The organism is Paenibacillus castaneae (assembly GCF_002884445.1).
Lineage (GTDB): Bacteria > Bacillota > Bacilli > Paenibacillales > Paenibacillaceae > Pristimantibacillus > Pristimantibacillus castaneae.
On the sequence record NZ_KZ614144.1, the window covers coordinates 1,605,080 to 1,630,112 of the forward strand.

Annotated in this window: 22 protein-coding genes and 1 riboswitch; of the genes, 18 read left to right on the plus strand and 4 right to left on the minus strand. The window is 45.1% G+C overall.

Annotation, left to right across the window (positions count from 1 at the left end):
• Nucleotides 1-235: 235 nt before the first annotated feature.
• Nucleotides 236-1,429 carry an NAD(P)/FAD-dependent oxidoreductase gene (locus CEF13_RS06915; protein ID WP_102710024.1) on the plus strand — a complete coding sequence of 398 codons (1,194 nt, stop codon included), beginning with the start codon at nt 236-238 and terminating at the stop codon, nt 1,427-1,429.
• Complete coding sequence (locus CEF13_RS06920; protein ID WP_102710025.1) at nt 1,429-1,695, plus strand: hypothetical protein; 267 nt, start codon at nt 1,429-1,431, stop codon at nt 1,693-1,695. The genes CEF13_RS06915 and CEF13_RS06920 overlap by 1 nt, the downstream gene beginning before the upstream one ends.
• A gap of 150 nt (nt 1,696-1,845) precedes the next feature.
• On the opposite strand, the gene hemQ is transcribed toward CEF13_RS06920, so the two are convergent.
• The gene (gene hemQ / locus CEF13_RS06925; RefSeq protein ID WP_102710026.1) at nt 1,846-2,592 is read right to left on the minus strand and encodes a hydrogen peroxide-dependent heme synthase; all 747 of its coding nucleotides are present in this window, start codon (nt 2,590-2,592) and stop codon (nt 1,846-1,848) included.
• A 163-nt stretch (nt 2,593-2,755) separates the two neighbouring features.
• Between hemQ and CEF13_RS06930 the strand changes: the two genes are divergently transcribed.
• From CEF13_RS06930 to CEF13_RS06960, 7 genes are all read left to right on the plus strand, one after another.
• Nucleotides 2,756-3,046: a YuiB family protein gene (locus tag CEF13_RS06930; protein ID WP_102710027.1), complete on the plus strand. Its 291-nt coding sequence runs from the start codon at nt 2,756-2,758 to the stop codon at nt 3,044-3,046.
• Between the two features lie 106 nt (nt 3,047-3,152).
• The gene (locus CEF13_RS06935; RefSeq protein ID WP_102710028.1) at nt 3,153-4,670 is read left to right on the plus strand and encodes a replication initiation and membrane attachment family protein; all 1,518 of its coding nucleotides are present in this window, start codon (nt 3,153-3,155) and stop codon (nt 4,668-4,670) included.
• Nucleotides 4,671-4,692: 22 nt separating this feature from the next.
• Complete coding sequence (dnaI, locus tag CEF13_RS06940; protein WP_102710029.1) at nt 4,693-5,649, plus strand: primosomal protein DnaI; 957 nt, start codon at nt 4,693-4,695, stop codon at nt 5,647-5,649.
• A gap of 321 nt (nt 5,650-5,970) precedes the next feature.
• Nucleotides 5,971-7,086, plus strand: a complete 1,116-nt coding sequence (locus CEF13_RS06945) for a sulfate ABC transporter substrate-binding protein (RefSeq protein WP_102716254.1) — start codon at nt 5,971-5,973, stop codon at nt 7,084-7,086.
• A 33-nt stretch (nt 7,087-7,119) separates the two neighbouring features.
• Nucleotides 7,120-7,953, plus strand: coding sequence for a sulfate ABC transporter permease subunit CysT (gene cysT / locus CEF13_RS06950; protein ID WP_102710030.1), 834 nt, complete (start codon nt 7,120-7,122; stop codon nt 7,951-7,953).
• Nucleotides 7,954-8,007: 54 nt separating this feature from the next.
• The gene (gene cysW / locus CEF13_RS06955) at nt 8,008-8,883 is read left to right on the plus strand and encodes a sulfate ABC transporter permease subunit CysW (RefSeq protein WP_102710031.1); all 876 of its coding nucleotides are present in this window, start codon (nt 8,008-8,010) and stop codon (nt 8,881-8,883) included.
• A 23-nt stretch (nt 8,884-8,906) separates the two neighbouring features.
• Nucleotides 8,907-9,146, plus strand: a complete 240-nt coding sequence (locus CEF13_RS06960) for a YezD family protein (protein WP_102710032.1) — start codon at nt 8,907-8,909, stop codon at nt 9,144-9,146.
• 76 nt (nt 9,147-9,222) lie between these two features.
• On the opposite strand, the gene CEF13_RS06965 is transcribed toward CEF13_RS06960, so the two are convergent.
• On the minus strand, nt 9,223-9,369 hold the full coding sequence (locus CEF13_RS06965; protein ID WP_102710033.1) for a YqzM family protein: 147 nt from the start codon (nt 9,367-9,369) through the stop codon (nt 9,223-9,225).
• Nucleotides 9,370-9,576: 207 nt separating this feature from the next.
• Here CEF13_RS06965 and uvrC point away from each other — a divergent pair, with 207 nt between their 5' ends.
• On the plus strand, nt 9,577-11,499 hold the full coding sequence (uvrC, locus tag CEF13_RS06970) for an excinuclease ABC subunit UvrC (protein WP_102710034.1): 1,923 nt from the start codon (nt 9,577-9,579) through the stop codon (nt 11,497-11,499).
• Here the strand turns inward: uvrC and CEF13_RS06975 are convergent.
• Nucleotides 11,468-13,093, minus strand: coding sequence for a CPBP family intramembrane glutamic endopeptidase (locus tag CEF13_RS06975; protein WP_166742886.1), 1,626 nt, complete (start codon nt 13,091-13,093; stop codon nt 11,468-11,470). The genes uvrC and CEF13_RS06975 overlap by 32 nt on opposite strands.
• Before the next feature lie 246 nt (nt 13,094-13,339).
• A riboswitch (cyclic di-AMP (ydaO/yuaA leader) is annotated at nt 13,340-13,538 on the plus strand.
• A 91-nt stretch (nt 13,539-13,629) separates the two neighbouring features.
• Here CEF13_RS06975 and CEF13_RS06980 point away from each other — a divergent pair.
• Complete coding sequence (locus CEF13_RS06980) at nt 13,630-14,967, plus strand: TrkH family potassium uptake protein (RefSeq protein WP_102710036.1); 1,338 nt, start codon at nt 13,630-13,632, stop codon at nt 14,965-14,967.
• A gap of 14 nt (nt 14,968-14,981) precedes the next feature.
• Nucleotides 14,982-15,650: a potassium channel family protein gene (locus tag CEF13_RS06985; RefSeq protein ID WP_102710037.1), complete on the plus strand. Its 669-nt coding sequence runs from the start codon at nt 14,982-14,984 to the stop codon at nt 15,648-15,650.
• Nucleotides 15,651-15,712: 62 nt separating this feature from the next.
• On the opposite strand, the gene CEF13_RS06990 is transcribed toward CEF13_RS06985, so the two are convergent.
• Complete coding sequence (locus CEF13_RS06990; RefSeq protein WP_102710038.1) at nt 15,713-16,621, minus strand: LysR family transcriptional regulator; 909 nt, start codon at nt 16,619-16,621, stop codon at nt 15,713-15,715.
• Between the two features lie 306 nt (nt 16,622-16,927).
• Between CEF13_RS06990 and CEF13_RS06995 the strand changes: the two genes are divergently transcribed.
• The 6 genes from CEF13_RS06995 (at nt 16,928) to CEF13_RS07020 (ending at nt 24,775) form a co-directional block, all read left to right on the plus strand.
• Nucleotides 16,928-17,599 carry a succinate dehydrogenase cytochrome b558 subunit gene (locus CEF13_RS06995; RefSeq protein WP_102710039.1) on the plus strand — a complete coding sequence of 224 codons (672 nt, stop codon included), beginning with the start codon at nt 16,928-16,930 and terminating at the stop codon, nt 17,597-17,599.
• A 24-nt stretch (nt 17,600-17,623) separates the two neighbouring features.
• Nucleotides 17,624-19,381, plus strand: a complete 1,758-nt coding sequence (gene sdhA / locus CEF13_RS07000) for a succinate dehydrogenase flavoprotein subunit (RefSeq protein ID WP_102710040.1) — start codon at nt 17,624-17,626, stop codon at nt 19,379-19,381.
• Nucleotides 19,382-19,383: 2 nt separating this feature from the next.
• The gene (sdhB, locus tag CEF13_RS07005; RefSeq protein WP_102710041.1) at nt 19,384-20,148 is read left to right on the plus strand and encodes a succinate dehydrogenase iron-sulfur subunit; all 765 of its coding nucleotides are present in this window, start codon (nt 19,384-19,386) and stop codon (nt 20,146-20,148) included.
• 226 nt (nt 20,149-20,374) lie between these two features.
• A complete protein-coding gene (locus tag CEF13_RS07010; protein WP_102710042.1) occupies nt 20,375-20,707 on the plus strand; it encodes a PadR family transcriptional regulator in 333 nt (110 codons plus the stop codon).
• The gene (locus CEF13_RS07015; RefSeq protein WP_102710043.1) at nt 20,704-22,032 is read left to right on the plus strand and encodes an FtsW/RodA/SpoVE family cell cycle protein; all 1,329 of its coding nucleotides are present in this window, start codon (nt 20,704-20,706) and stop codon (nt 22,030-22,032) included. Before CEF13_RS07010 ends, CEF13_RS07015 begins: the two co-directional genes overlap by 4 nt.
• A gap of 190 nt (nt 22,033-22,222) precedes the next feature.
• The gene (locus tag CEF13_RS07020) at nt 22,223-24,775 is read left to right on the plus strand and encodes a winged helix-turn-helix domain-containing protein (RefSeq protein ID WP_102710044.1); all 2,553 of its coding nucleotides are present in this window, start codon (nt 22,223-22,225) and stop codon (nt 24,773-24,775) included.
• Nucleotides 24,776-25,033: the final 258 nt, after the last annotated feature.

The window sequence follows — 25,033 nt, forward strand, 5'->3', positions numbered from 1 at the left end:
TTTTGTCATTTATTAGCAAACGTTTCTTCATTGATAAGAATGCATCAATTGGAACACACTGAACTTATTATATTATTAAACTTTCGGTTTAGCTTGTGTAATTTTTCACAATGTGAGAATTGTAAATTGATAGCCGCTATCCTTAAGCGGTGCTGCATACATTAAATAAATGAGATATAAGCGCGCGATAAGTTTATATTTATACAAAGATAAGAGGAATGGATGGGATCATACAATGAGTAACATACCTAAAATTGTTATTCTTGGGGCAGGCTATGGCGGCGTCTTGACTGCGCTTCGCTTGCAAAAAGAATTGAACTACAATGAAGCTGACGTGACGCTTGTGAATAAGCATGATTATCACTACATTACCACACATCTGCATATGCCGGCTGCCGGCACCGACAATCCGGAGAATGCGCGAGTGAGCATTTCTAAATTGATTGATGAATTTAAAATTGATTTCGTTAAATCAACTGTAGTTCAGATCCGTCCTCAGGAAAAAAAGGTTATTCTAGAGGATGGCACTTTGTCATACGATTATTTGGTAATCGGCCTTGGCGGAGAGCCTGAGACATTTGGTATACCTGGTCTTGGGGAACATGCGATGAATATTCGAAGCATTAACTCGGTTCGATTGATCCGTGAACATATTGAATACCAATTTGCCCGTTACAAACGTGAGCCTCATCGTACGGATTATTTAACGTTTGTTGTTGGCGGCGCAGGCTTTACAGGTATCGAGTTTGTCGGCGAGCTTTCCGACCGCATTCCTGAGCTATGCAAGCAATTTGACGTTGATCCATCCCTTGTCAAAATTTATAATATTGAGGCGGCTCCAACGGCGCTTCCTGGCTTCGACCCTGAGCTTGTTGAATACGGTATGGACGTATTAACGAAGAAAGGTGTTACGTTCCGCATTGGTACGGCTATCAAGGAATGCTCGCCAGAGGGTGTCGTAGTCGGAGAAGGGGAAGAAATCAAATCCGCAACTGTGATTTGGACCGGTGGTATTCGCGGCAATCGACTTATTGAAGAAGCCGGTTTCGAAACGATGCGCGGACGTGTGAAGGTTGATGAATTCCTTCGCTCCCCAGGTACCGAGAATATTTATGTTGTCGGTGATAATTCCTTAATGTTCAACCCGGAAGGCCGTCCTTACCCGCCGACTGCACAAATCGCTATGCAGCAAGGTGTCGTTTGCGCGCATAACCTAGTTGCTTCGATTCGCAATCAACCGCTGAAGGGTTTTACATTCAGCAATAAAGGCACGGTAGCTTCGCTAGGCAAAGGCGAAGCAATCGGAATCGCCTTCGGCAAGAAGTATAAAGGCCGGACAGCAGCATGGTTGAAGAAGCTGATCGACCTTCGATACCTGTTCATTATCGGCGGCATTCCACTTGTCCTTCGTAAAGGTAAATTCCTATAATGAGACATTGCAGCGTACAAGTTCGCGGGTTGCTGACTAGAGATGAGCTTGATCGTTATAATGCATTGATGGAGGTCGGATCATTCTTAGAATCGCAGACACGTTACGACTTGGCCTATACGGTGCAGAAGGAAGTTGATTTACTTATTCAGCCAGCGATTGAACGGCTGAAGGACAAGGGGCGCGAGCGCGACAGAGCTACGAAGGAGTATCTGGATGCGAAGCGTCTTGAACTAGAGGAAAACGAAGAGGACGACGAGAGTTAATCATAGAGGCTTTCGCATAGAAACAGTATTCGTGCTGTTCTAGAGCGGAAGCCTTTTTTGCTGCTATCATAGTGATTGACCGACGAAACCAATGAAAAAAACCGTCCAAGCTGTATAAGGATTAGGCTTGGACGGTCTTTGTTATGGACATTACATTTGAAGCAATGCTGAGAACTTCTCGCTGTTCAGCAGGTTGCCGACATAAAATTCGCCGAAATCCGCATAACGTGCGCTGACTTCGTCAAAACGCATTTCATAGATCAGCTTTTTGAACTGAAGAGCATCGTCTGCGAATAGGGTAACGCCCCACTCCCAGTTATCGAAGCCGACAGAGCCGGTAATAATTTGTTTCACCTTGCCCGCGTATTGACGACCAATCATGCCGTGACTGCGCATTAATGTCTTGCGCTCGTCCATGCTGAGCATATACCAGTTGTCATTGCCATCGCGGCGTTTATTCATAGGATAGAAGCAAATATGATTTGCTTTAGGCAATGTAGGCTTCAGTCTAGCGATGATGTCCGGATTTTGCATCGGATCAGCGCCTGGCTGTGCCATATAATTGCTAAGCTCCACAACGCTTACATAAGAATGAACAGGATAAGTAAAACTAGCGAACGTTGTTTTGTTGAACGCTGTCTCGATTGCGCTGAGCTCCTCTAATGTTTCACGCAAATGCATGAACATGAAATCAGCTTTTTGGCCGACTACGGAATATACGGCGGTACTGCCTTCTTTATTTGCTTCAACCTCAGACCATTGCTGCAAAAAGGAATGCAGCTCGTCCAGCGCGCGGCTGCGCTCACTTTCATCGGCTAAGCGCCATGCTGTCCAGTCGATACTGCGGAAATCATGCAGGGCGTACCAGCCCTCTAATGTTTGTGCTGCCTCACTCATTGGATAAACGCTCCTTTCAAGCACCCTAATGTTGCTAAAACTATTGTATCGAATGTTGCCAAGGGGAGCAAATGGCGGTCTTGTGACAAATGTGTACAGCTAATTGACTTCCATAGCACCATTAATTAAACTAATAATCGAGAGTCTGAAAGGGGAATTTAGGATGTTACAATTAATTATAGCGACGGTGCTGTTTTTGGTCATGATGTTCGGCATCGGCTTTATTCTGAATATGCTGCTCAAAACAACTTGGTTTCCGATTTATGGATTTATTCTAGTGTTGATTCCGCTTGGCATATGGGCGCCTTGGGATGATTCAGCTACCGCCACAATAGAAAATTTTGCCCATTATACGATTGTAGATTACATACCGGTAATCGGAGCGCTCGTCGGCGCCTATGTAAGCGGCTGGGCGATTCAAGCTTTGCGCAAAGGCGGATACAAAATGTTCTAAATACAAAAATCCCTCATTCGGGGGATTTTTCTATTTTTCGACCCATCCCGTGGAGCAGGTTTTATGCTAGAATAGTAGAATGAAAGTTTGAAATGGAGCTGGCGTAATGCGCATCAATAATTTATTGGAATATACGGAACACCATCGTTTCTACATATTTCGTGATTTTTCGCTGAGCAGCTTGGATTATAGAATGATATCGTTAATCTATCAACCGATGGTTGGCGCATTTGCAGTTGCATTCTACCAGCAGCTTTATCATGGAATCGCAGAAGGCTGTACCGGTTATTCAGCATTAGAGCCCCAGCGCAAGCTATTTCTAGGTCTGGGTCTGGACATGAATGAGAGGGCCCGCAGACATTTAATAGAGCAGGCCTCTAAGCTGGAAGCGGTCGGATTGCTACAAACATCTCGGTTAGGATTGCCGGAAAATGCTGATGTTATTTATGAATACGAGCTGGCTCAGCCGCTTTCGCCTGCTGAGTTTTTCCGGAATATGCATCTGACGATGCTGCTTCGAGATAAGATAGGCAAATATGCCGTTATCTCCCTGCGTGAATCGTTTGGAGCAAATGAACCGGATGAGCTTGCTGATGCACAATTGACGAAAGAAAACATATCGATGCCTTTCTATGAATTATTTAAGCTTAATATGCAATCAGTTGACAATGAATTCGAGCAAGCCTTAACTGAGGTTGCCTCTTCACGTCAAACGGCAGCACGTCCTGCACTAGCAACTGCGGGTATCCCTTACGGTGAAATTATTATGCGATTCCCAAGGAATTCTGCAAACCGCCGTTTTGTTGAGAGGCTGCGTGGAGATGACGATCAGCTTGCACAGGTTAATTATGTTGCTTACAAATATAGCTTGACTGTAGTTGATATTTGCCGCTTGCTTGATGAGGATGGTATTTTTGATCAAAGCGGTGAATTGAATGTCGATGAGCTCCAGCTTCGGGCGAATCAATTTTACCGACAGGATAAGAAACGCGAGGGCGATCGCCAGCGGACACTGGCTCGCACGCAGGTCATGGCAGATGAGGAATCGGCCGATGCAGATGAGCTGACCGAGGAGTACGAAGTACAAGAGCAGGATTATTTGCCGGTACCGAATCAGCTCCATGGACGTTGTGACGTTCAGCAATACAATATGCTGATGCGGAATGAACCTCATACCCGTTTTCTGCAGCGGTTTTTCCCAGGGGCCATACCCGATTGGATCGAGCGCGTATTCGAACGAATTGATATTAATTATAAGCTGGCAGCGCCTGTTATAAACGTACTTATCCATTACGTTCTTGGAGCTAACGAAGCGCAGCGGGTAACGAAGACCTTTCTGGATGCTGTCGCGTCCAACATGTTGGTGAAGCAAATTGATACGTTCGAGAAGGCCGTTCTCTACGTGCGTGAGCAGGCGCAGGTTGAGCAGGATAAAGAACGCCGCAAGGAAGCAGCAGCAAGCTTTAGCGGCGGCAAAGGCGGCAGTCGGGGAGGCGGGAGCAGCCGAGGGACCTCGCGCAAGCCTTCTATCCAGATCGTACAAGAGGGTCAGCCTGCCTCGGCGGTCTCGGCTGATGAGCTCGAGGAGCTGCGTAAGCTAGCTCGTAAATTAGACGGAAAATAAATAGTGGCGAGGTGAGCGGACGATGGATTCATTGGGCGAGTTGCTGAAGGCATGGCCAACAGGCCAAACCATAACGGAGCAAGCGGAGCACAAGCTGACGGAACTGCTCTCAGAACCGCTTGTATTAAAGCTAAGAGAGAAATATCCCGATCTAGATGAGCGGACAATCCGTCTTAATCTTAATCGTGTTTATCAATATGTCACTGAATATCGCAGCTGCAGCAATTGTCCTGGACTTGATCATTGTCCGAACGACTTTGAAGGCCATTATACGCTGCTTAGCTCGGACACGGTGAATGGGCTTACTCAGCTGTATGACCGCAAGGTGGCATGCAAGAAATTTATTGCCAGGCAGAATGAAGATCAAATTCGCAGCCGGGTTCGCAGCTTCTATATCGATGAGAAGGCGCTGCAGCGCGGATACTCATCAGATGAAATATTAACGAATGATTTGGAGCGAGCGAAGGCTGTAGGACAAGTGCTTAAATATATCGATCGCACGAAGGAGCATGGCTTGCAGGAGGAAGGCCTTTATTTGGCAGGTCGCTTCGGAACGGGTAAAACCTTCCTGATGTGCTATCTGCTTCATGAACTGGCGAAGGCAGGTTATTCGGGCGTCATTGTGTATATGCCAGACTTTGTCGAGGATTTAAAGTCGCTTATGCATGAGCCTGGCAAGCTGAAGGAAACGGTCGAAATGATGAAGGAGACCGATCTGCTTATCTTTGATGATATGGGCGCAGAGAATTTGAACCCATGGGTTCGCGATCATGTGCTTGGCGCAATTCTAAACTATCGTATGCAGCGCAAACCCACATTCTATACCTCGAACTACGAGCTTGAGGCGCTGGAGAAACATTTCAGCTTCACGAGCAAGGATGGGGACGAGCTGCACAAAGGCCAGCGGATTATGGACCGTATTAGACCGTATGTTGAGGTTGTTATGGTTACAGGAGAAAATAAGCGCGGCCGCAAATAATAAAAGCAAGCCATAAACAGTCTTGGGTAGTAGTCCTGCAAAGGATGAACGCCCAAGGCTTTTTTTATTTTGTTGAGACGCTATGCCGCAACCTATAAAGGATTCTTATAAGAGCTATTATATTTTTGAAATTAAGTATTGACAGGAAATGGTGTGCGCTGGTAAGATTCTTCCATAACCAACTAAACAGGTAGGAATAATAGTAAGACTACCGGACGAACCGGAGTATACATCTACATGCGAGGCAGCACTTCGTAAATTTCCACAGCTAACCGTAAGTGTTACCGCATACCTGTAAAACTAATAAGGGGTGTATAAATGATGAAGAAAATTTCTCATGTTCGTTCGGCCATTATACTATTGGCATTAATTTTGGTTATTACTGCTTGCGGTCAAGGCGGCAATAATGCAGTTAATAAAGCAACAAACAAACCGGCGGCTGATAATAAAGAAACGAATGCTGCGACGACCAAGGAGCCTGCTAAAGAAACGCCTAAGCCTCCAGTAGAGCTGTTGAACGTATCCTATGATCCGACCCGCGAGCTTTATGTAGCTTTCAATGAAGCTTTCGCTAAGCATTGGAAGGAAGAAACAGGGCAAGTCGTTACGATTAAGCAATCACATGGCGGTTCCGGTAAACAAGGTCGTGCAGTCATAGACGGACTTAAAGCTGATGTTGTAACGCTAGCGCTTGGCTATGATATCGACGCTCTCGTTGAGCCTGGGCTAATTAAAGCAGATTGGCAAACTAAATTTGAGCATAACAGTTCACCTTATACTTCAACTATCGTGTTTCTTGTTCGCAAAGGAAATCCGAAAGGCATTAAAGACTGGAATGATCTAATTAAAGATAAAGTAGAAGTTATTACGCCGAATCCGAAAACCTCTGGCGGTGCCCGCTGGAATTACTTGGCTGCTTGGGGCTATGCGCTTAAGCAAAATGGCAATGACGAAGCAAAAGCACAACAATTCGTAACAGAGCTATATAAGCATGTACCCGTACTCGATTCAGGAGCACGCGGATCAACGACAACTTTCGTAGAACGTGGAATCGGCGACGTTCTGTTAGCTTGGGAGAACGAAGCGTTTCTATCGATTAATGAGCTGGGTCCAGATAAATTTGAAATCGTCTATCCTTCGCTTAGCATTCTGGCAGAGCCTCCTGTAGCTGTTGTCGATAAAGTTGTGGATGAGCGCGGTACGCGCGAAGTTGCTGAAGCCTATCTGCAATATTTGTACACGGAGGAAGGGCAAGAAATCGCAGCGAAAAACTATTACCGCCCTATTTCCGAATCGGTTGCAGCCAAGTATAAAGATCAGTTCAAATCGCTTGAACTGCTTACCATTGACAAGGACTTTGGAGGCTGGAAGGAAGCACAGACGAAACACTTTGCTGACGGCGGGGTTTTCGACAAAATTTATACGCCAGGATCATAAATTGCGATTCATGAAGATCGGAGCTGACTTCACATGAAAGGTTCCAAGTCCCGCAACGTATTGCCGGGTTTTGGTTTATCGCTAGGCTTCATCTTGTTTTATTTAAGTATTATTGTATTAATTCCGCTGGCTGCCGTTTTTTTTAAAACGGCAGAGCTCAGCTGGTCGGAGTTCTGGAGCACCGTCACGAATGCAAGGGTTGTTGCGTCCTATCGAGTGAGCTTCACGACCGCATTCTTGGCTGGACTTGTGAATGCTGTATTCGGTTTATTGATTGCATGGGTGCTCGTTCGCTATCGCTTTCCCGGGAAAAAAATAATAGATAGCTTAGTCGACTTGCCTTTCGCCCTGCCAACTGCAGTAGCCGGCATTGCGCTAACGGCCATCTATGCTCCAAACGGTTGGATGGGTTCTATTCTGGCGCCGCTTGGCGTAAAGGTCGCTTACTCTCCAATCGGCATTACGATAGCACTCATTTTTATAGGTCTGCCGTTTGTCGTACGGACCGTGCAGCCGGTGCTGCAGGATCTCGAGAAAGAGACGGAGGAAGCGGCAGTCATGCTTGGCGCCTATCGTTTGCGAACGTTCTGGAAGGTTATATTGCCAGAGCTAATGCCATCGCTGTTGACGGGGTTTGCTCTAGCGTTTGCAAGGGGAATCGGGGAGTATGGTTCGGTTGTCTTTATTTCGGGCAATATGCCGCTGAAGACAGAAATTACGCCGCTTCTCATAATGACAAAGCTGGAGCAGTACGATTATGCGGGCGCTACCGCGATTGCGCTTGTTATGCTTGTTGTTTCCTTCCTTATGCTGCTGGTCATCAATCTACTGCAATGGCGAATGAATCGCCGCACAGTATCGGACTAAGCGCTATGCCTATGGGGATTGTTTTGTCACACAAAACTTTAGGAGGGTACATCTATGGCAGGTGCAATAACCGTTCATACATCGCATGAATCATCGAAACGCCCTAAGCATATAACAGAGTCCGCCCCAGTGAAATGGACATTAATTATTATAGCCATGCTGTTTCTCGGCGTAATCGTGCTGCTGCCGCTCGTTTCGGTATTCGTCGAAGCGCTGAAGAAGGGTGTTGGCGTGTATATTCATGCAATTACAGAGCCGGATGCGTTATCAGCATTGAAGCTGACATTAATCGTTGCATTGATTGCTGTTCCAGTTAACACCATATTTGGTGTTGCGGCAGCTTGGGCGATTAGCAAGTTCCGCTTTCGCGGCAAAAATATTTTGATCACACTGATCGATTTGCCTTTTGCTGTATCGCCAGTCATTTCCGGCTTGATCTACGTGCTTATGTTCGGAGCGCAGGGATTTCTAGGGCCTTGGCTTGATCACCGCGGAATACAAATTATTTTTGCTGTACCGGGTATCGTGCTTGCAACCGTATTTGTAACCGTACCTTTTGTAGCTCGCGAGCTTATTCCGCTGATGCAGGCACAGGGGATACAGGAGGAAGAGGCGGCTGCTAGTTTGGGTGCCAAGGGCTGGCAAATATTTTGGAAAGTAACACTGCCTAATATTAAATGGGGCCTGTTATATGGCGTCATTCTATGCAACGCTCGCGCGATGGGCGAATTCGGAGCGGTATCGGTCGTTTCCGGCCATATTAGAGGCGAGACGAACACACTGCCGCTTCATATTGAAATTTTGTATAATGAATATCAATTTTCTGCATCCTTCGCGGTTGCATCGCTGTTAGTGATGCTTGCCGTCGTAACTCTAATTGTAAAAAGCATTGTGGAGTGGAAATCGGGTCAGCAAGCTGCAAAAGACTAATGGAATAAATGGAGGGATTTCTTATGGCAAAACCGGTAGAAGTGGATCAGCAGTGGCTGGAGCGAATCGCGGAGCAAGTGAATGGGCTTAGCTATGGACATGTGACGATCACCGTTCATGATGGGAGAATTGTTCAAATCGACCGAACAGAACGAACGCGCTATGACGGGCCCTCTCAGAAGCGGGTTCCCGAGACGCAGCAGCCTCCATCATCCAAGCCGCGCGACAGCCAAGCGGCTGGAGAAGCGCTTCGTATTGTATAGTAGACTCGTCTTGTTCCTAATAAATTGCAAAACGAGCCTTGGCTGTCATGAGACGGCCAAGGCTCGTTTATGCTTGTTACGAGATGATGAACTTAACGATTACAGCTACTGCGAAAATGACGGTCATAAGACCGAGCATGCCGCCAAAGCCGAATACGACATCCATCAAGTCATGGCGAGGTTCCTCGTTATAATGTTCCCGCGGATCTCTTACATTTTCCATTGTTGACGTCCTCCTTGAAAAAGACCGAATGCTTAAGTCACAACCATAAGCGGTCGTCTCTATGTAGTATCGGTTTATTCAGCTTTTATTAGTATACCCAAACTGTCAAACAGTTGTAAAGCAAATACAGGTGACAATTGTAAGACAAAATACTGTTCAACTATGCTAAAATGTGTACAGAATCGTATCGCAGTCGGAGGCGAGAGCATGGATCAACAGCAAAGAGATTATTTGCAGGCTGAACAGCAGCTTGCGGAAGCAAAAGAGACGATACGGAACAAACTGGCTTTGCTCCCGGATCAGTCGGGTTGTTACTTAATGAAAAATAGCGAAGGTGTCATTATTTATGTCGGGAAAGCGAAAGTGCTCAAAAATCGGGTTCGCTCCTATTTTAACGGAAGCCATAACGGCAAGACACAACGGCTCGTATCGGAGATCAGAGATTTTGAATTTATTGTCACATCAAGCAATATGGAGGCACTCATCCTTGAGTGCAACTTAATTAAGCAATATCATCCGAGATACAACGTCCTTCTTAAAGATGACAAAACCTTTCCTTATATTAAAATAACCAACGAAAAGCATCCTAAGCTGGAAGTCACTCGGCGTATAGTTAAGGACAAGGGGAAGTATTTCGGTCCTTATCCTAATGCCTATGCTGCACAGCAGACAAAGAAGCTGCTTGATCGGTTATACCCGCTGCGTAAATGCAAGACATTGCCGGATAAAGTATGCCTCTATTATCATCTGGGGCAATGCATAGCGCCATGTGAATTTGATGTGGAGCAGGCAGAGTATGACAAGATGATTAATGAAATATCACGTTTTCTGAACGGTGGACAAGATGTAGTGAAGATTGAGCTGCAGCGCAAGATGGAAGAAGCAGCTGAACAGCTTGAATTCGAAAGGGCGAAGGAGTTTCGCGATCAGCTCATTGCTATTGATGCAGTTATGGAGAAACAAAAAATTACGATGTCTGATGCTCTCGACCGTGACATATTTGGTTATGCAATCGATAAGGGCTGGATGTGCGTGCAGATTCTGTATATGCGTCAAGGCAAGCTGATTGAGCGACATGGTTCAACCTTTCCATTCTACGGAGAAGCCTATGATGATTTCATGACGTTCGTCACACAGTATTATAGTGATAACCCTGCGCTGCCGAAGCAAATATTTCTGCCGCTTCCACCGGAGCTGGAGCAGGAGCAGACGGCCCACAATGCCGAAGAGGCAGCGGAAGTGGTGAAAGGGGCTGACGAGGCCGCTTCCTCGCGCGCTGATGACGTCATGGCTTCGCTGCACAGCTGGCTGAAGGTAAAGGTACTCATGCCACAGCGAGGGCGCAAGAGCGAGGTTGTGACGATGGCTACGGACAATGCCAAGGTGATGCTCGATGAGAAGTTTCGCTTAATCGAGCGGGACGAGGAGCGAAGCGTCAAGGCGTCACAGTCGCTGGCAGGATGGTTAGGCCTTGAAGAGGTGCGCCGGATCGAAGCATTCGATAATTCCAATATACAAGGTACAAATCCCGTTTCAGCGATGGTTGTGTTCACAGACGGCAAGCCGGATCGCAAGGAATATCGCAAATACAAAGTCAAAACGGTTCAAGGGCCGGATGATTATGAAACGATGCGTGAAGTTATTCGCCGCCGTTATGAACGCGTGCTGAAAGAGGAGCTTGCCGCGCCGGATTTAATCGTTGTCGATGGCGGCAAAGGACAAATATCTGCTGCTGTTGATGTGCTTCAGAATGAGCTGGGCTTGTTCATTCCTGTGTGCGGACTTGTCAAGGATGCGAAGCATAAGACGGCGCAACTGATGACGGGTGATCCAGCTGAGATTGTGCCGCTGCCGCGCGACAGCCAAGAGTTTTATTTGCTGCAGCGGATTCAAGATGAGGTGCATCGATTTGCCATTACATTTCATCGTGAGCAGCGCGGTAAATCCATGGTTGAATCGAAGCTCGACTCTATTCCGGGTATCGGCGAGAAGCGCCGCAAGCTGCTTCTCAAGCATTTCGGCTCGATCAAAAAAATAAAAGAGGCCTCAGTCGAAGACTTTCGGCCCCTGTCTATTGGTGAAAAATTAGCTTCGCAGATTATAGCTGCTCTAAGGGAGGAGTCGTCCTAACGGACGGCTTTATCCCTTTTTTGTTGCTTAAATGTCTAATGATGTACGCAATGGGGACTGGCAATACAACAAAGAAGATTGCAGAAATGATATTAGGCGCACTTCCAACCGTCAATAGTGATATTCCGACTGCTGCACTGTCAAATATCGCATGGGTGAACATGGCTGTAATTAATCCATAACGGATAAAGATAAAGCTGAACAACAGACCGATAATCATAAGCTCGATAAGACGCGTCGAGGATGGATAGAAAGGATACATAACATGGCCAAGCGCCCAGAAAAGCGTGGGCAGAATTGCCGCGGCGAACGTATTCTTAAACCATTTGCGGAACAGTCCGATGCCAAAGTACCGAAATACAGCTTCTTCAGAAATAGCCGCAGCCCAAGCGAGCACAGGCATAAGCCATAAAATACTAATGTTATAAGGCGATTGCGTCGCATCGGTCGTACCCCACGTACCGATCGTAAGCTTTAATCCAATAAAGATAACGGCCTGAATCGCAAAGAGGATGATAGTAAATAAATAAGATATCCCCATGCTGCGCCAAACATAATCTCCATATCCCGGCTGTCCGAATCTCGGCCATAAATTGCGTCCTTGTGCTTTCCAAAGCCCGTCACCAGCCACGAGTGAGATATAAATAGAAGCAGCCATTGGGAACATCAGCAATACGGTGAATACAACTGTAACCATCACGGTTTGGTCTGCCATCGTGTTCTCGCCCATAGTAGAACGAATGCCGTCCATAATGTTCAAATTCATAATAAGGGACGTTATGAAATACACGATAGTTAAAAGAATACCGTACTTGAATGAAGTGAATTTGCGATACAGAACCGCGTAAATGATCGCCAGTACAAATAAGACGAAGCTCATAAAGAAATAACCGAAGCCGGTAAGCAGTCCGGCGAGCTTATCTTGGCTATTTACATAATTAATATAAGCTGGCGGTGCAATAAAGGCTGGTTTGTATTTGGTGATGACGGTGCGCTCATCGACGATCGACGCGTTCACGTCTATATTAAAAGTCGCCTCTTTGATGGAGTAGCTGGTAGGCTTTATATTCCATTCACCGTTCGGGAACAGCTTGCCCAGTTTCATCTCGCTTGCTTGGAAGCCTTGTCCAGTCAGAAAAGCGATAATCTGATTCGATTTTTCTGTTTTGGGTAATTCTTTACCATCAATAAGAAAATTCCAGGCAACAATTTTTCCACTTTGCATATGTACGTATACGAAACCATTGCCGCCTTGGACAAATTTCAGATCCACTCGAAACGTATCAGTAGGAAAGCTTGCATCATATTGATCATTGTACGTTTTGGCAAGCTCTTCTTTGGATAAATAACCATTTAATACTTTATCCGTTTGATGCACAGCTTTGGCTGATTTGACATCCAGCCCCGTGTGCTTTTTGGAGAAGTCTGCTGCTTGCTGCTCTGCAGCCGATTTGTCGATGACCTTGGTGTTGTACTCGCCAGATGAAATGGACGAAATCATGGGAACAATATCAACAGCTACATAAATAACGAGGCAGGCAATCGCCACCCAAAGAAATCGTTTCCACTCATTTGGCTTGATAAATTCAATCATTGGTTCACCCCTATTGTCTTCATTGTATAGATATACTATGTTCATACCTTATCATATTAATCCCTGATTTATCCAATGAAACTATAAGATTGTTTTCAAGAAAGTGAGATAAAACGATATCTATCAAGCTTGATGGATGCTACGGCGATCAAGTGCCTTGATTTGGTCAAATATCGCCTATTTATGCGTAATGCAAGCTTTGTGTTAGACCAGCTTAGGGATTATAATCGATAACATTGTACGAATTGAATAGCAATGCCGAATTTCCTTAGGAAAACGGGGGAACCATAAGCTGTTGCACATGAAGAATAGACGGAAAGTCGTTTATTCAGCTGCGACGGCATGGGGTGAATTTTAGCGGAAAAGCAACTTGAACCGCTGAATAGGGCAGCCTGACCAGGCCCGAATCCGACAGCTAACCTCGTAGGCAACTTGGATCAGGACTCATCGCACAGAGCACTTGAGTTTCCAGTGCTTTTTTTTATGCTTACTAATCGCGATTTAATAGATGACGGAACGAAGAAGAAGGCTGAAATATGAAAATAAATGCTAAATTAGCGTGGTCGCCGCCACGAATTCTAGTTAGCGGGTTTGCTGTTATTATACTGCTGGGAGCCTTTTTATTAACATTGCCCTTCGCTTCATCGAGCGGAACGCGGCTGTCATTAGTAGATGCCTTATTCACGGCCACATCAGCAACTTGTGTAACGGGACTGGTTGTCGTTGATACGGGCTCCTACTTTTCCGTGGCAGGTCAGGTCATATTAATGGCGTTGATCCAGCTTGGCGGACTAGGCTTTATGACAATGGCAACGCTTATTGCCCTCGTTTTCCGCAAAAGGATCTCTCTGAAGGAACGGCTCGTATTGCAGGAGGCGATGAATCAATCCAGCATGGAAGGTATCGTACGATTAATTCGTCGGGTTATTATTTATTCACTATCGATTGAATTAGTCGGCGCTGTATTATTTGCTTCCAGATTTGCTGCTGATATGCCGCTTGGCAAAGCGATTTATTATGGCGTATTTCATTCCATATCTGCCTTTAACAATGCGGGCTTTGATATATTCGGCGGTTATCGGAGTTTGACCTTATATGCATCTGATCCCACTGTGAGTATAACTGCGATACTGCTCGTTATATTTGGCGGCTTAGGCTTTGTCGTCATGTCCGATTTGCTGGAATGGCGTCATAATCGCAAGCTGTCTTTGCACAGTAAGGTCGTATTAACCGTGACTGGATCACTAATTGCACTTGGCACTATCATTATTTTTGTATTTGAGTTTTCTAATCCGTTGACATTGGGCTCCCTTGAATGGGGAGGGAAAGTATTATCAGCCCTTTTCCAATCCGTTATGCCAAGAACGGCGGGATATAATTCGATTAATCTGACAGAACTGCGACAAGCTACTCAATTTTTTATTATTATTCTGATGTTTATTGGCGCCTCCCCCGGCTCTACGGGGGGCGGTATTAAGACAACTACGTTTGCCGTACTGATCGGAGCAGTCATTTCGATGATCCGGGGACGCGAGGATATTGTATTATTCCGCTATCGACTTGCAAAGGATCGTATTTTCAAGGCACTTACGATTACTTTGTTATCGCTAGTGCTAGTTATTGTTGTAACGATGCTTCTCTCCATGATCGAGGGCCAGAAGTTTCTGTTTGTATTGTTTGAAGCTGTGTCTGCCTTCGCGACAGTGGGGCTAACACTCGGCTTGACGCCGGAGCTGTCCGACGCCAGTAAGCTTATTCTTGCGGTTACGATGTTTGCTGGGCGTCTTGGTCTATTGACACTTGCTTATGCGCTAGGTCCTCGGACTGAAAAAGAATTGTATCGGCATCCTGAAGGAAAAATTACGATTGGATAAAGGGGAACAGGTAAGTGGGGAGTAAAAAAAGTCAGTTTGTTATTGTAGGTCTTGGAAGATTTGGCTCAAGCTTGGGGCGGGAGCTGGTTGATCTCGGTCATGAAGTGCTAGGTATCGACAAGGATGAGGAAGCTGTCCAGGAGATGAGCAGTGTACTCACATACGCTGTCTCAGCCGATTGTACTGACGAAGAGACGCTGCGCTCACTTGGCGTTCGCAACTTTGACTGCGGTGTTGTAGCCATTGGCGATGACATACACGCAAGTATTCTGACCACGATTTTGTTGAAGGACTTAGGCGTTAAGAAGGTTGTGGCAAAGGCGATGGGCGTTCTGCATGGACGTGTGCTTGAGCGGCTGGATGTTGACCGCGTAGTTTATCCTGAACGGGATATGGGCATACGTGTTGCACATCAGCTCGTTTCGCCGAATTTGCTTGATTATATTGAATTGTCCAAAGACTATACAATTGCTGAGCTTGCTGTTCCGACATGCATTAATGGGAAATCGCTCCGCGAGCTTAATATGCGCGCGAGATTCGGCTGCAGCATCGTAGCGATTAACAAACCAGAGGGCATTATTATTGCGCCTACTGCAACGGATCTGCTCACGGTTAATGACGTCATGGTTATTATAGGAACAAATGAACAAATCGAAGATTTCGAGACTACTGTTATACGATAGATCGTGCACTCATATGGATTTGGAATTGCAATTATGGGAAGAATGAAGGACAGCCGCTTATTTCAGAAGCGGCTGTCCTTATGAGTTGCAAAGCTTGCAGCAAGCTCGTTGATCCATAGACGAATGGACGGACTCAAAGCAGCTGAATCTGCATGAATGAGCGACGTTGTTCGTTTGGTATCTTCCAACTCTCGTATAGGTACGATAATGAGCTCGTTGTCCTCCAGCTGCTGATGGCGCATATAGGATTTCGGGAGCAGGGTCGCAGCTCTGCAGGTATGCAGCAATCGCAATATTGCTTCGAAAGAGTCGATTTCCATACGAACATCGGGCTGCAGATGATACTTATCGAACAGCTCATCCGTCAAGAGCCGGTACCAGGTTCCCTTAGAGAACAGGATCATCGGCATCCCGGTTAAGTCTTGTATGCCTAGCTTGTCCTTATCGGCAATCACTTGGTTTCGTGGAAGCACAAGAGATAAATGATCCTCGAATAAAGGGATGCAGCGCAGCGTTGAATCCTCGATGCTGGAGGCGACGATTCCAATGTCAGCTTTGTGATCCCGGACGAGAGATACGATTTCATGGGTTTTGCCTGTTACAGCTTTAATATCAATTTCAGGATGCGTAGAGGTCAAGTTTTGAATGAGGTCGGGCAGCGTTGTTTGCAAGGTGGTTAAGCTTGCTCCAATCGTAAGCGAAGTATGTCCGAGCGCTGTGAACTCAGATAATGTCTGCAAATATTTGCGATGCTGCTGACGCAGCTCAAGCGCGTATTCGTATGTTAACTGCCCAATCCGCGTAAGCTCAAGCCGTTTGCCAATGCGGCGAAAGAGTGGAGCGCCAATTTCTTGTTCGAGCTTAGCTATTTTGCGTGAGAGTGCAGGCTGTGACAAGTTGAGCAAGCCTGACGCTTTATTCATACTGGACTGCTCCACGATAACGGTGAACACATGCATTTCTTCATTCATTGACCGCACCCCTTATGTCATTTTGTTATAAGAAATTATAAAAAATAAGCAATTCCATTATAAGCTGAAAAGGAGTAGGATGGGAAGTGTGACTAATATGTGTCGAGTTTTGTTGACGGAGATACATGGTAGGGTTACAATGTAGAATGGTTTGTCTAGCGTGAAGGACTAACAGCCTCTAGTGGCGGGGGGAAGCACACGCTTCGCGCAGAAATATAAGTAATATATAAGGCCAACTCATAATTACTTATATTTTTTGGACAAAAGAATGACAGAATTCACAGGATTGAAAGGAGAAGGAATGACATGAAAGGAAATTCGTATTTCTCGCGCAAGCTTCACTCGCTTCTCGGGATCATTCCGCTCGGCATGTTTATCGTCGTGCACGGACTGACCAATTACCAGGCGTTTGAACGCGGGCCTGAAGGCTTCGGGAAAGGTGTAACTTTTATTAACAGCATGCCAGTGCTGCCTTTACTCGAAATTTTCGGCATCTATCTCCCGCTTTTGTTCCATGGTATCTACGGCTTATATGTCGCTTACCAATCGAACTCAAATACGGGACGCTTTAAATACGGCCGGAACTGGGCGTTTACCGCACAGCGCGTAACAGGGGTAATTACTTTTGTATTCGTATTCTGGCACGTATATCAGACTCGCATCCAAGTATACCTTGGAAAGGTTACGCATGAGGAGCTAGGCTCACTAATGCACGATATTGCAACCAATCCAGTTATGTTTGTACTCTACACGATCGGTGTGCTAGCAGCGGTATTCCATTTCAGCAATGGTATATGGGCGTTTCTGATTAGCTGGGGAATTACGATCGGACCTAAAGCTCAGCGGATTTCATCGTATATTTGCATGGGCATTTTTGTTGTGGTTTCTGCACTATTTATCCTTTCTCTTGTCGCTTTCACTGGCGATGAATTTAAGGAAGCAGCAAGCGCTGCATTAGCATTTACGAATATCGGATAGTTTGTAGACAAGGAGCGAAGCGTAATGGCTAAAAATAAAATTATCATCATAGGCGGCGGACTTGCTGGCTTGATGGCTACTATTAAAGCGGCAGAAGCAGGCGTGCACGTCGATCTGTTCTCGCTTGTGCCGGTCAAACGTTCACATTCCGTATGCGCACAAGGCGGCATCAACGGCGCCGTTAATACGAAGGGTGAAGGCGATTCTCCTTGGGAGCATTTTGATGACACGATTTACGGCGGTGACTTTCTCGCGAATCAGCCACCGGTTAAAGCGATGTGTGATGCCGCGCCAGGAATTATTCACTTGATGGACCGGATGGGCGTTATGTTCAGCCGTACTTCTGAGGGCTTGCTGGACTTCCGCCGCTTTGGCGGCACGAAGTATTCACGTACAGCATTTGCTGGCGCAACGACGGGTCAACAATTGCTCTACGCACTGGACGAGCAAGTACGCCGGTGGGAAGCAGCAGGCTTGGTAAATAAATTCGAGCACTGGGAATTCCTTGGAGCAGTTATCGATGACGACGGCGTATGCCGCGGAGTCTCTGCACAAGATCTGCGTTCGATGGAAGTGCATACAGTTCGTGCTGATGCTGTTATTATGGCTTCAGGCGGTCCTGGCATTATTTTCGGAAAAACAACGAACTCTGTTATTAATACAGGTACAGCTGCAAGCGCGGTTTACCAGCAGGGCGTTAATTATGCTAACGGAGAATTCATTCAAATTCACCCAACAGCAATTCCAGGCGATGATAAGCTGCGCTTGATGTCAGAATCAGCTCGTGGTGAAGGCGGACGTATTTGGACTTATAAAGACGGCAAGCCTTGGTACTTCTTGGAAGAAAAATACCCGGCATACGGAAATCTAGTGCCGCGGGATATCGCTACGCGTGAGATCTTCAGCGTCTGCGTCGATCAGAAGCTCGGAATCAATCAAGAAAACATGGTCTACCTTGATTTGTCTCATAAGGATCCGAAGGAGCTTGATGTTAAGCTTGGCGGTATCATTGAAATTTATGAGAAATTTATGGGTGATGATCCACGTAAAATTCCTATGAAAATTTTCCCTGCTGTTCATTACTCTATGGGCGGCATGTGGGTAGATTACAATCAAATGACGAATATTCCAGGTCTGTTCGCAGCTGGTGAGTGCGAGTATCAATATCACGGCGGTAACCGTCTTGGCGCGAATTCCTTGCTGTCCGCTATTTACGGCGGTATGGTTGCTGGACCGAAAGCGGTCGAGTATATCAAAGGCTTGAAGAAATCGGCTGAGGATATTGCATCCTCCGTATTTGATCGCGAAAATAAACGTCAGACGGATAAATTCAACAGCATTCTCAAAATGAACGGAACTGAAAATGCTTATGTCATTCACAAAGAGCTTGGCGAAGTCATGACTAACAATATGACCGTCGTACGTTTCAATGACAAGCTGGAAGCTACGATCGTCAAGATCAAAGAGCTGAAGAAGCGTTATGCCAATATTAACATTAATGACACGTCTGCTTGGAATAATGCGGGTGTTGCCTTCACTCGTCAGCTTTGGAATATGCTTGAGCTTTCTGAAGCTATGACAGCAGGTGCGCTGCTTCGTAACGAAAGCCGTGGCGCTCACTATAAGCCGGATTTCCCAGAACGTGACGATGAGAATTTCATGAAGACGACGATTGCGAAATGGACGAAAGAAGGTCCACAGATTTCTTATGAGGACATCGATGTTAGCTTGATTAAGCCTCGTAAACGCGATTACTCGAGCGACAAGAAGAAAGGAGAATAACGATGGCTGAAGCGACTGTTGCTACAAAAACGGTTAAGTTCATCATTACCCGTCAAGATACTCCCGAATCACAGCCTTATAATGAAGAATTTGAAATTCCTTATCGTGCGAATATGAACGTAATAAGCGCACTTATGGAGATTCAACGTAATCCGAAAAAATCAGACGGCGCAAGCACTGCACCCGTATGTTGGGAATCCAACTGTTTGGAAGAAGTGTGCGGCGCATGTTCCATGGTCATTAACGGCAAGCCTCGCCAAGCGTGCAGCGCCCTTATTGATAAGCTGGAGCAGCCGGTAAAACTTGAGCCAATGCGTACATTCCCTGTTGTCCGTGACCTTGTCATCAACCGTGAGCGCATGTTCGGCGCGTTGAAACGGGTTAAAGCATGGATTCCAATCGATGGAACTTATGATCTTGGTCCAGGTCCGCGTATGGCGGAAACGAAGCGTCAATGGGCTTACGAGTTGTCTAAATGTATGACATGCGGCGTTTGTCTGGAAGCATGCCCGAACGTTAATGATCGTAACAGCTTTATCGGTCCAGCAGCGATTTCTCAGGTTCGTTTGTTCAATGCTCATCCAACAGGTGAAATGAACAAAGAAGAACGTCTTGATGCGCTGATGACAGATGGCGGTATCGAAGGCTGCGGCAACTCGCAGAACTGCGTACGCTCATGTCCGAAAGGCATTCCGCTTACGACATCAATTGCGGCGATCAATAAAGATACAACTAAGCACTTATTCAAAAAATGGCTGGGCGTATAGAGCCGTTGGAATCGATAGGAGCTCTCGAATAATTCGAGGGCTCTTTTTTTTATTTGATATTGATTATTATTATCAATGATAATTGATTGAGAAAACTTTGTCAATCCGGATGGAAATGAGGTGATTTGAGCATGAAAATGGAAGCTTGCATTTCACTTATAGGATTAATATAATATACATAGATAATCGATGTATAGATATTCGATGTATTGAGGAGAATGCTCTGATGAAAATCAACAAAGAACTTTTGAAAGGCAGTACGGTTACGCTCATCCTGAAATTATTGGAACGTAACGAAATGTACGGCTACGAAATTATTAAAGAAATGGAGAAAAAATCAGGCGGAGTCTTCTTATTTAAAGAAGGGACGCTTTATCCAATCCTCCACACCTTGGAGACGGAAGAATGGGTACAGGCTTACTGGCAAACCCATGAGGGGCGCAAACGCAAATATTATCGCATAACGGAGACCGGAATATCTAAGCTAGAGGAACGAAAACAAGAATGGAGCTTGTTCCGTAATGCCGTTGATTGTGTGCTGGGGGAGGGAAAGGCATGAGCAGCATATTAGAATTGGAAAACCCCGAGATTAAAGGATTTCTAAATACGGTCTGCCAGCAAGTTAGAGCCAAAAAACTTCATGATGAAATCAAGTCAGAGCTGCTTTGTCATATTGAAGAGCATGTGTCAGACAATCTGGCAAACGGCATGTCAGACGAGGAGGCTGTAAAACATGCTGTTAGCAGCATGGGTGATCCGAAGGAGATTGGAAGGGATCTGAACAAAGCTCATCGTCCACACACAAACTGGGGTCTTCTGTTTCCGCTGCTTCTGTTATCTGCAGCAGGATTATTGACTATGGCCAGCATTCAATCGTCGGCTGACCAACCGGGCTACATATTATTTTTTGAACGAAAGCTATTATACACATTCGTTGGTCTAGCATGTATGGCCATATTTTGGGTGATTGATTATGAGAAACTCAAAAAATATTCAGAACACTTTTTCATTTTAGGTCTCATATTGTTACTATTGGGCTCGTGGTTTGGTCTTCAAGTGAATGGTCAGAGATCATGGCTAACGGTTGGAGGCGGTTTTTCTCTTTATGTCCCAACTATATCTATCTTTGCTATGCTGCTTGGGTTGGCTGGGGCTGCGCCAGCGAGAAATTGGAATTGGAATTCAACGCTAGCCCAGTTAGCTTATCGCGGTTTACTGCCGATTATTTTTCTGGCAAAGTTGAATGTCTTTATATGGATTGGCATATATGCTGTCATATTTATGGTTCATATTTGGATAACACGTAAAAGCACATTGCAGGCCATAAGCATGGCCATTAGTATTGGAGTAGTCGGTGTTTGCAGCTTAATGTTGACTTCAATACCAAGTTCTAATTACCTGAGAAGCAGGATTATGTCTTTCTTCTATTCAAAAACGGATTCTTCAAATTCGGATTATATGCTCACAAAATCGCTGGAAGCGATGGGGACAAACAATTGGTGGGGACATGGTATAGGAGCCAATCTACGTATTCCGTATGTCCATAGTGAGGGAGTTCTGCCTTATTTCATATACTGTTTTGGATGGATTGCAGGCTTGTCCGTTTTGATTCTTATCTTCGGTTTTATTTATAGACTAATATCTTCTGTTATTTTTATAAAAGATGAGTATGGTAAGCGAGTTACAACAAGTATTTGCGTTTTATTCGTCATACAATTTATTTGGTCGGTATCCATGGTATTTGGTCTTGTTCCATTTGGAAATCTCGAGCTTCCGTTTTTGAGCTATGGAGGAACCAGCCAAATCATTCATTTCGCGATGGTGGGATTGCTGCTCGGTATTTATCGCCGCAGAGACATGGTTCCGATAGAAAGTACGATTTAATGGATTGCACTAAGTTATAGAGACGATCTGAAGGCGTATTTGGATGCTGTTGCGGGTGCCAGTCAGGTGCATAGCAATAAGCATCCTTTCGTATTTTAATGCTGTCTAATCTGATATAATAGAGAAATAGATATATTTTCTGCAACGGCTGCTAATTGTAAAATATGGTACACTTCCGGAGGGGCTGTCATTGATTGTAAGTACAAAACTTCATATCCCTCATGTGCGTAACGTTTTAGTATACCGTCCTAGGCTGATGCAAAAGCTTAACGAGGGGATGGATGCCAAGTTGACGCTTGTTTCCGCGCAGGCCGGATACGGCAAAACAACTGCTTTAAGTGAATGGGTGAAACAATGCAATGCACTTGTGGCGTGGGTTTCGCTAGATAAGCAGGATAATGATTGGATTCAGTTCTGGAAATACGTAATTGCTTCTATCCAGGAGAAAGATCCTGGCTTTGGCTCCACAGTAGGGCTGCTTCTTGAGAAAGGACCTTCGATGTCTACAGAGCCTGCGATTATAGCACTTCTTAATGAACTCAGTCTATTAAGCGGCGAACTCGTCATTATTCTCGACGATTATCACGTCATTGAACTCTCCTCTATAAACCATTCTATGACCTATCTGCTCGAACATTTACCTTCCCATATTCACATGTATATCGCAAGTCGTACCGATTTAATAATACCAACCACCAGACTTTTGGCAAAAGGCGAATTCCATCGAATCATTATGGACGATTTGCGTTTTAAGCTGGATGAAGGGCTTGTTTTTTTTCGGGATACGACCGATTTATTACTTACAAAAGAGCAAGTCACGGAGCTGTTTCATCAGACAGAGGGTTGGATCAGCGGCTTGCAGCTTGCAGCGATCTCTCTGAAGCGAAGTGAGAACATAGATGCGACCATTCAACAATTTAAAGGACAGCAGCAGCATATATCCGATTATTTGTTGGAAGAAGTATTTCATCATCAATCGGAATCTATACGCGCTTTTTTAATGGAAACCTCTATTCTGGGCCGGATGAATCATTCATTATGCGAGGCTGTTACAGGACACAGCAATTGTCAGGAGCAATTGGAGCAATTAGTGCAGCTGAATTTATTTGTTATCCCTTTAGATGACCAGAGAAATTGGTATAGGTATCATCATCTGCTTTCTGATTTTTTACAACAAATATTGTTTCGAACAAACCTGGAAAAATGGATCCAAGTACATATTGCTGCGGCGAATTGGTTAGAGCATCATGGATTCGACGAAGAGGCGGTAGAGCATTACTTAGAAGGAAAACAGATAGAGAATGCCGTGCGGTTAATCGAGAAAAATCTACATAAATTAGTGCATTCAAAAAATGATTTGTTAATGAAGTGGGTATCTCTTTTGCCGGAAAACGCTTTTGCGGAGAAGCCGATGATCGATTTATTATATATATCAGTCTTACTGGGCGTTGGAGAATGGCAAGCCGCATTCAGCAGAATTGAGAAAGTGAAAATCCGGTTTCAAATGCTGCAGGGGAAAATGAATGATGGGGAATGGCATAAGGTAATGGGCAATATCTACTTTTTTTGTTCAATCTCCTCTTATCTTCAAAAGGACTTGGAACAAATGTCAGCAAATCTCGAATGGGTAGAACGACTTGTGCCAGAAGGCAGCTTCTATCAAACGATGGGGCGTAACAGATACCAAGCTTATGATATATTTGATGATTATTTGGCGCATATCAACGATCTTCATGGTGCAGAAACATTCCTAATGAAATGGATTACAGTATGGGGGGATAAGAAGGAATACCCCTTTATTGGATTTTTATATGCTTCCTACAGCAAATTGATGTATGAGTGGAATCGGCTGGATGAGGCTGAGTATTATGCTTTTAAAGCGCTTGGACGTAAGGACATAGAGCCTTATGCGCGGATTACGATTCCCAACTATATAGGTGCTTCTAGAATTCAGCAAGCGAAAGGAAATCCAAACCGAGCATCAGAGCTGCTCGCAAGGTTGACGCTGCAAATCGACTCCCCCGATTATGAATTATTTATGTTGGGCATAGAAGCCGAACAAGCTTGTCTATCCCTGCAGCAAGGCTCACTCCAAGCTGCTCTTGATTGGATGAGAAGGTGCGGTCTGGCGCATACGGATGAGATTTCACTGATTCGTATGGCAGAGTATCTATCCTTGGCTAGAGTGCTTGCAGCGTGTGCACGGATAGAGGAGGCGCTGTACTTATTGGAACAGATGTACCGTATATTAGAGAAGGAGGATCGCCTCCGGGATCAAATCAAAGTATTAATTATGCAAAGCGTGATGCTTCGGCGCTTAGGTCGTACTGAGGCTGCTGGGATTCAGTTTGAAGCTGCGCTACATCTTGCGGAACCTGAGGGGTACATTCGAAGCTTTGTTGATGAAGGCCCTGAAGTGGCGGAGCTGCTGACTGTTTTTTTGAAGGCACAGAAAAGTAATCTCTCTAAAAATAATAGTGTGGTTTCAACTGGCTATATGAAGCAATTGCTTCAGGCTTTTAGTGTTTTGCCGAGAGGCTCGGTTAAAGAAATTCTGACAGAACAAGAAACAAAGGTTTTGCGATTAATCGCAGAAGGTTTGTCAAACAAGGAAATGGCCCATCGATTAAACATAACAGGCGAAACCGTTAAGTTTCACATTAAAAATATGTATCGTAAGTTTGGGGTAAACAATCGAGTGCAAGCGCTGCAGCATGCCAATGAATTAATGATACTGATATGAAACCACCCATTTCTTAACGTTTACCTCCCCGTTTGGGGAGTTTTTTTTTTGAGAATATAGTCTTATAGTAATAGTGCCGAGAATAGATTCGACATAAAAAGATAAACTGCAACAAAAAAATAGTATAAAAGAGGGAGGAATACCAAGAATAAATAAAGAAGAGTAGAGAATCAGGAATTTTCCCCTTTTTACATCGTTCCAAAGAACTATGGCCTAGTATTTGTATTGTTATCTTATAGCTACATATAGGTACGAGAA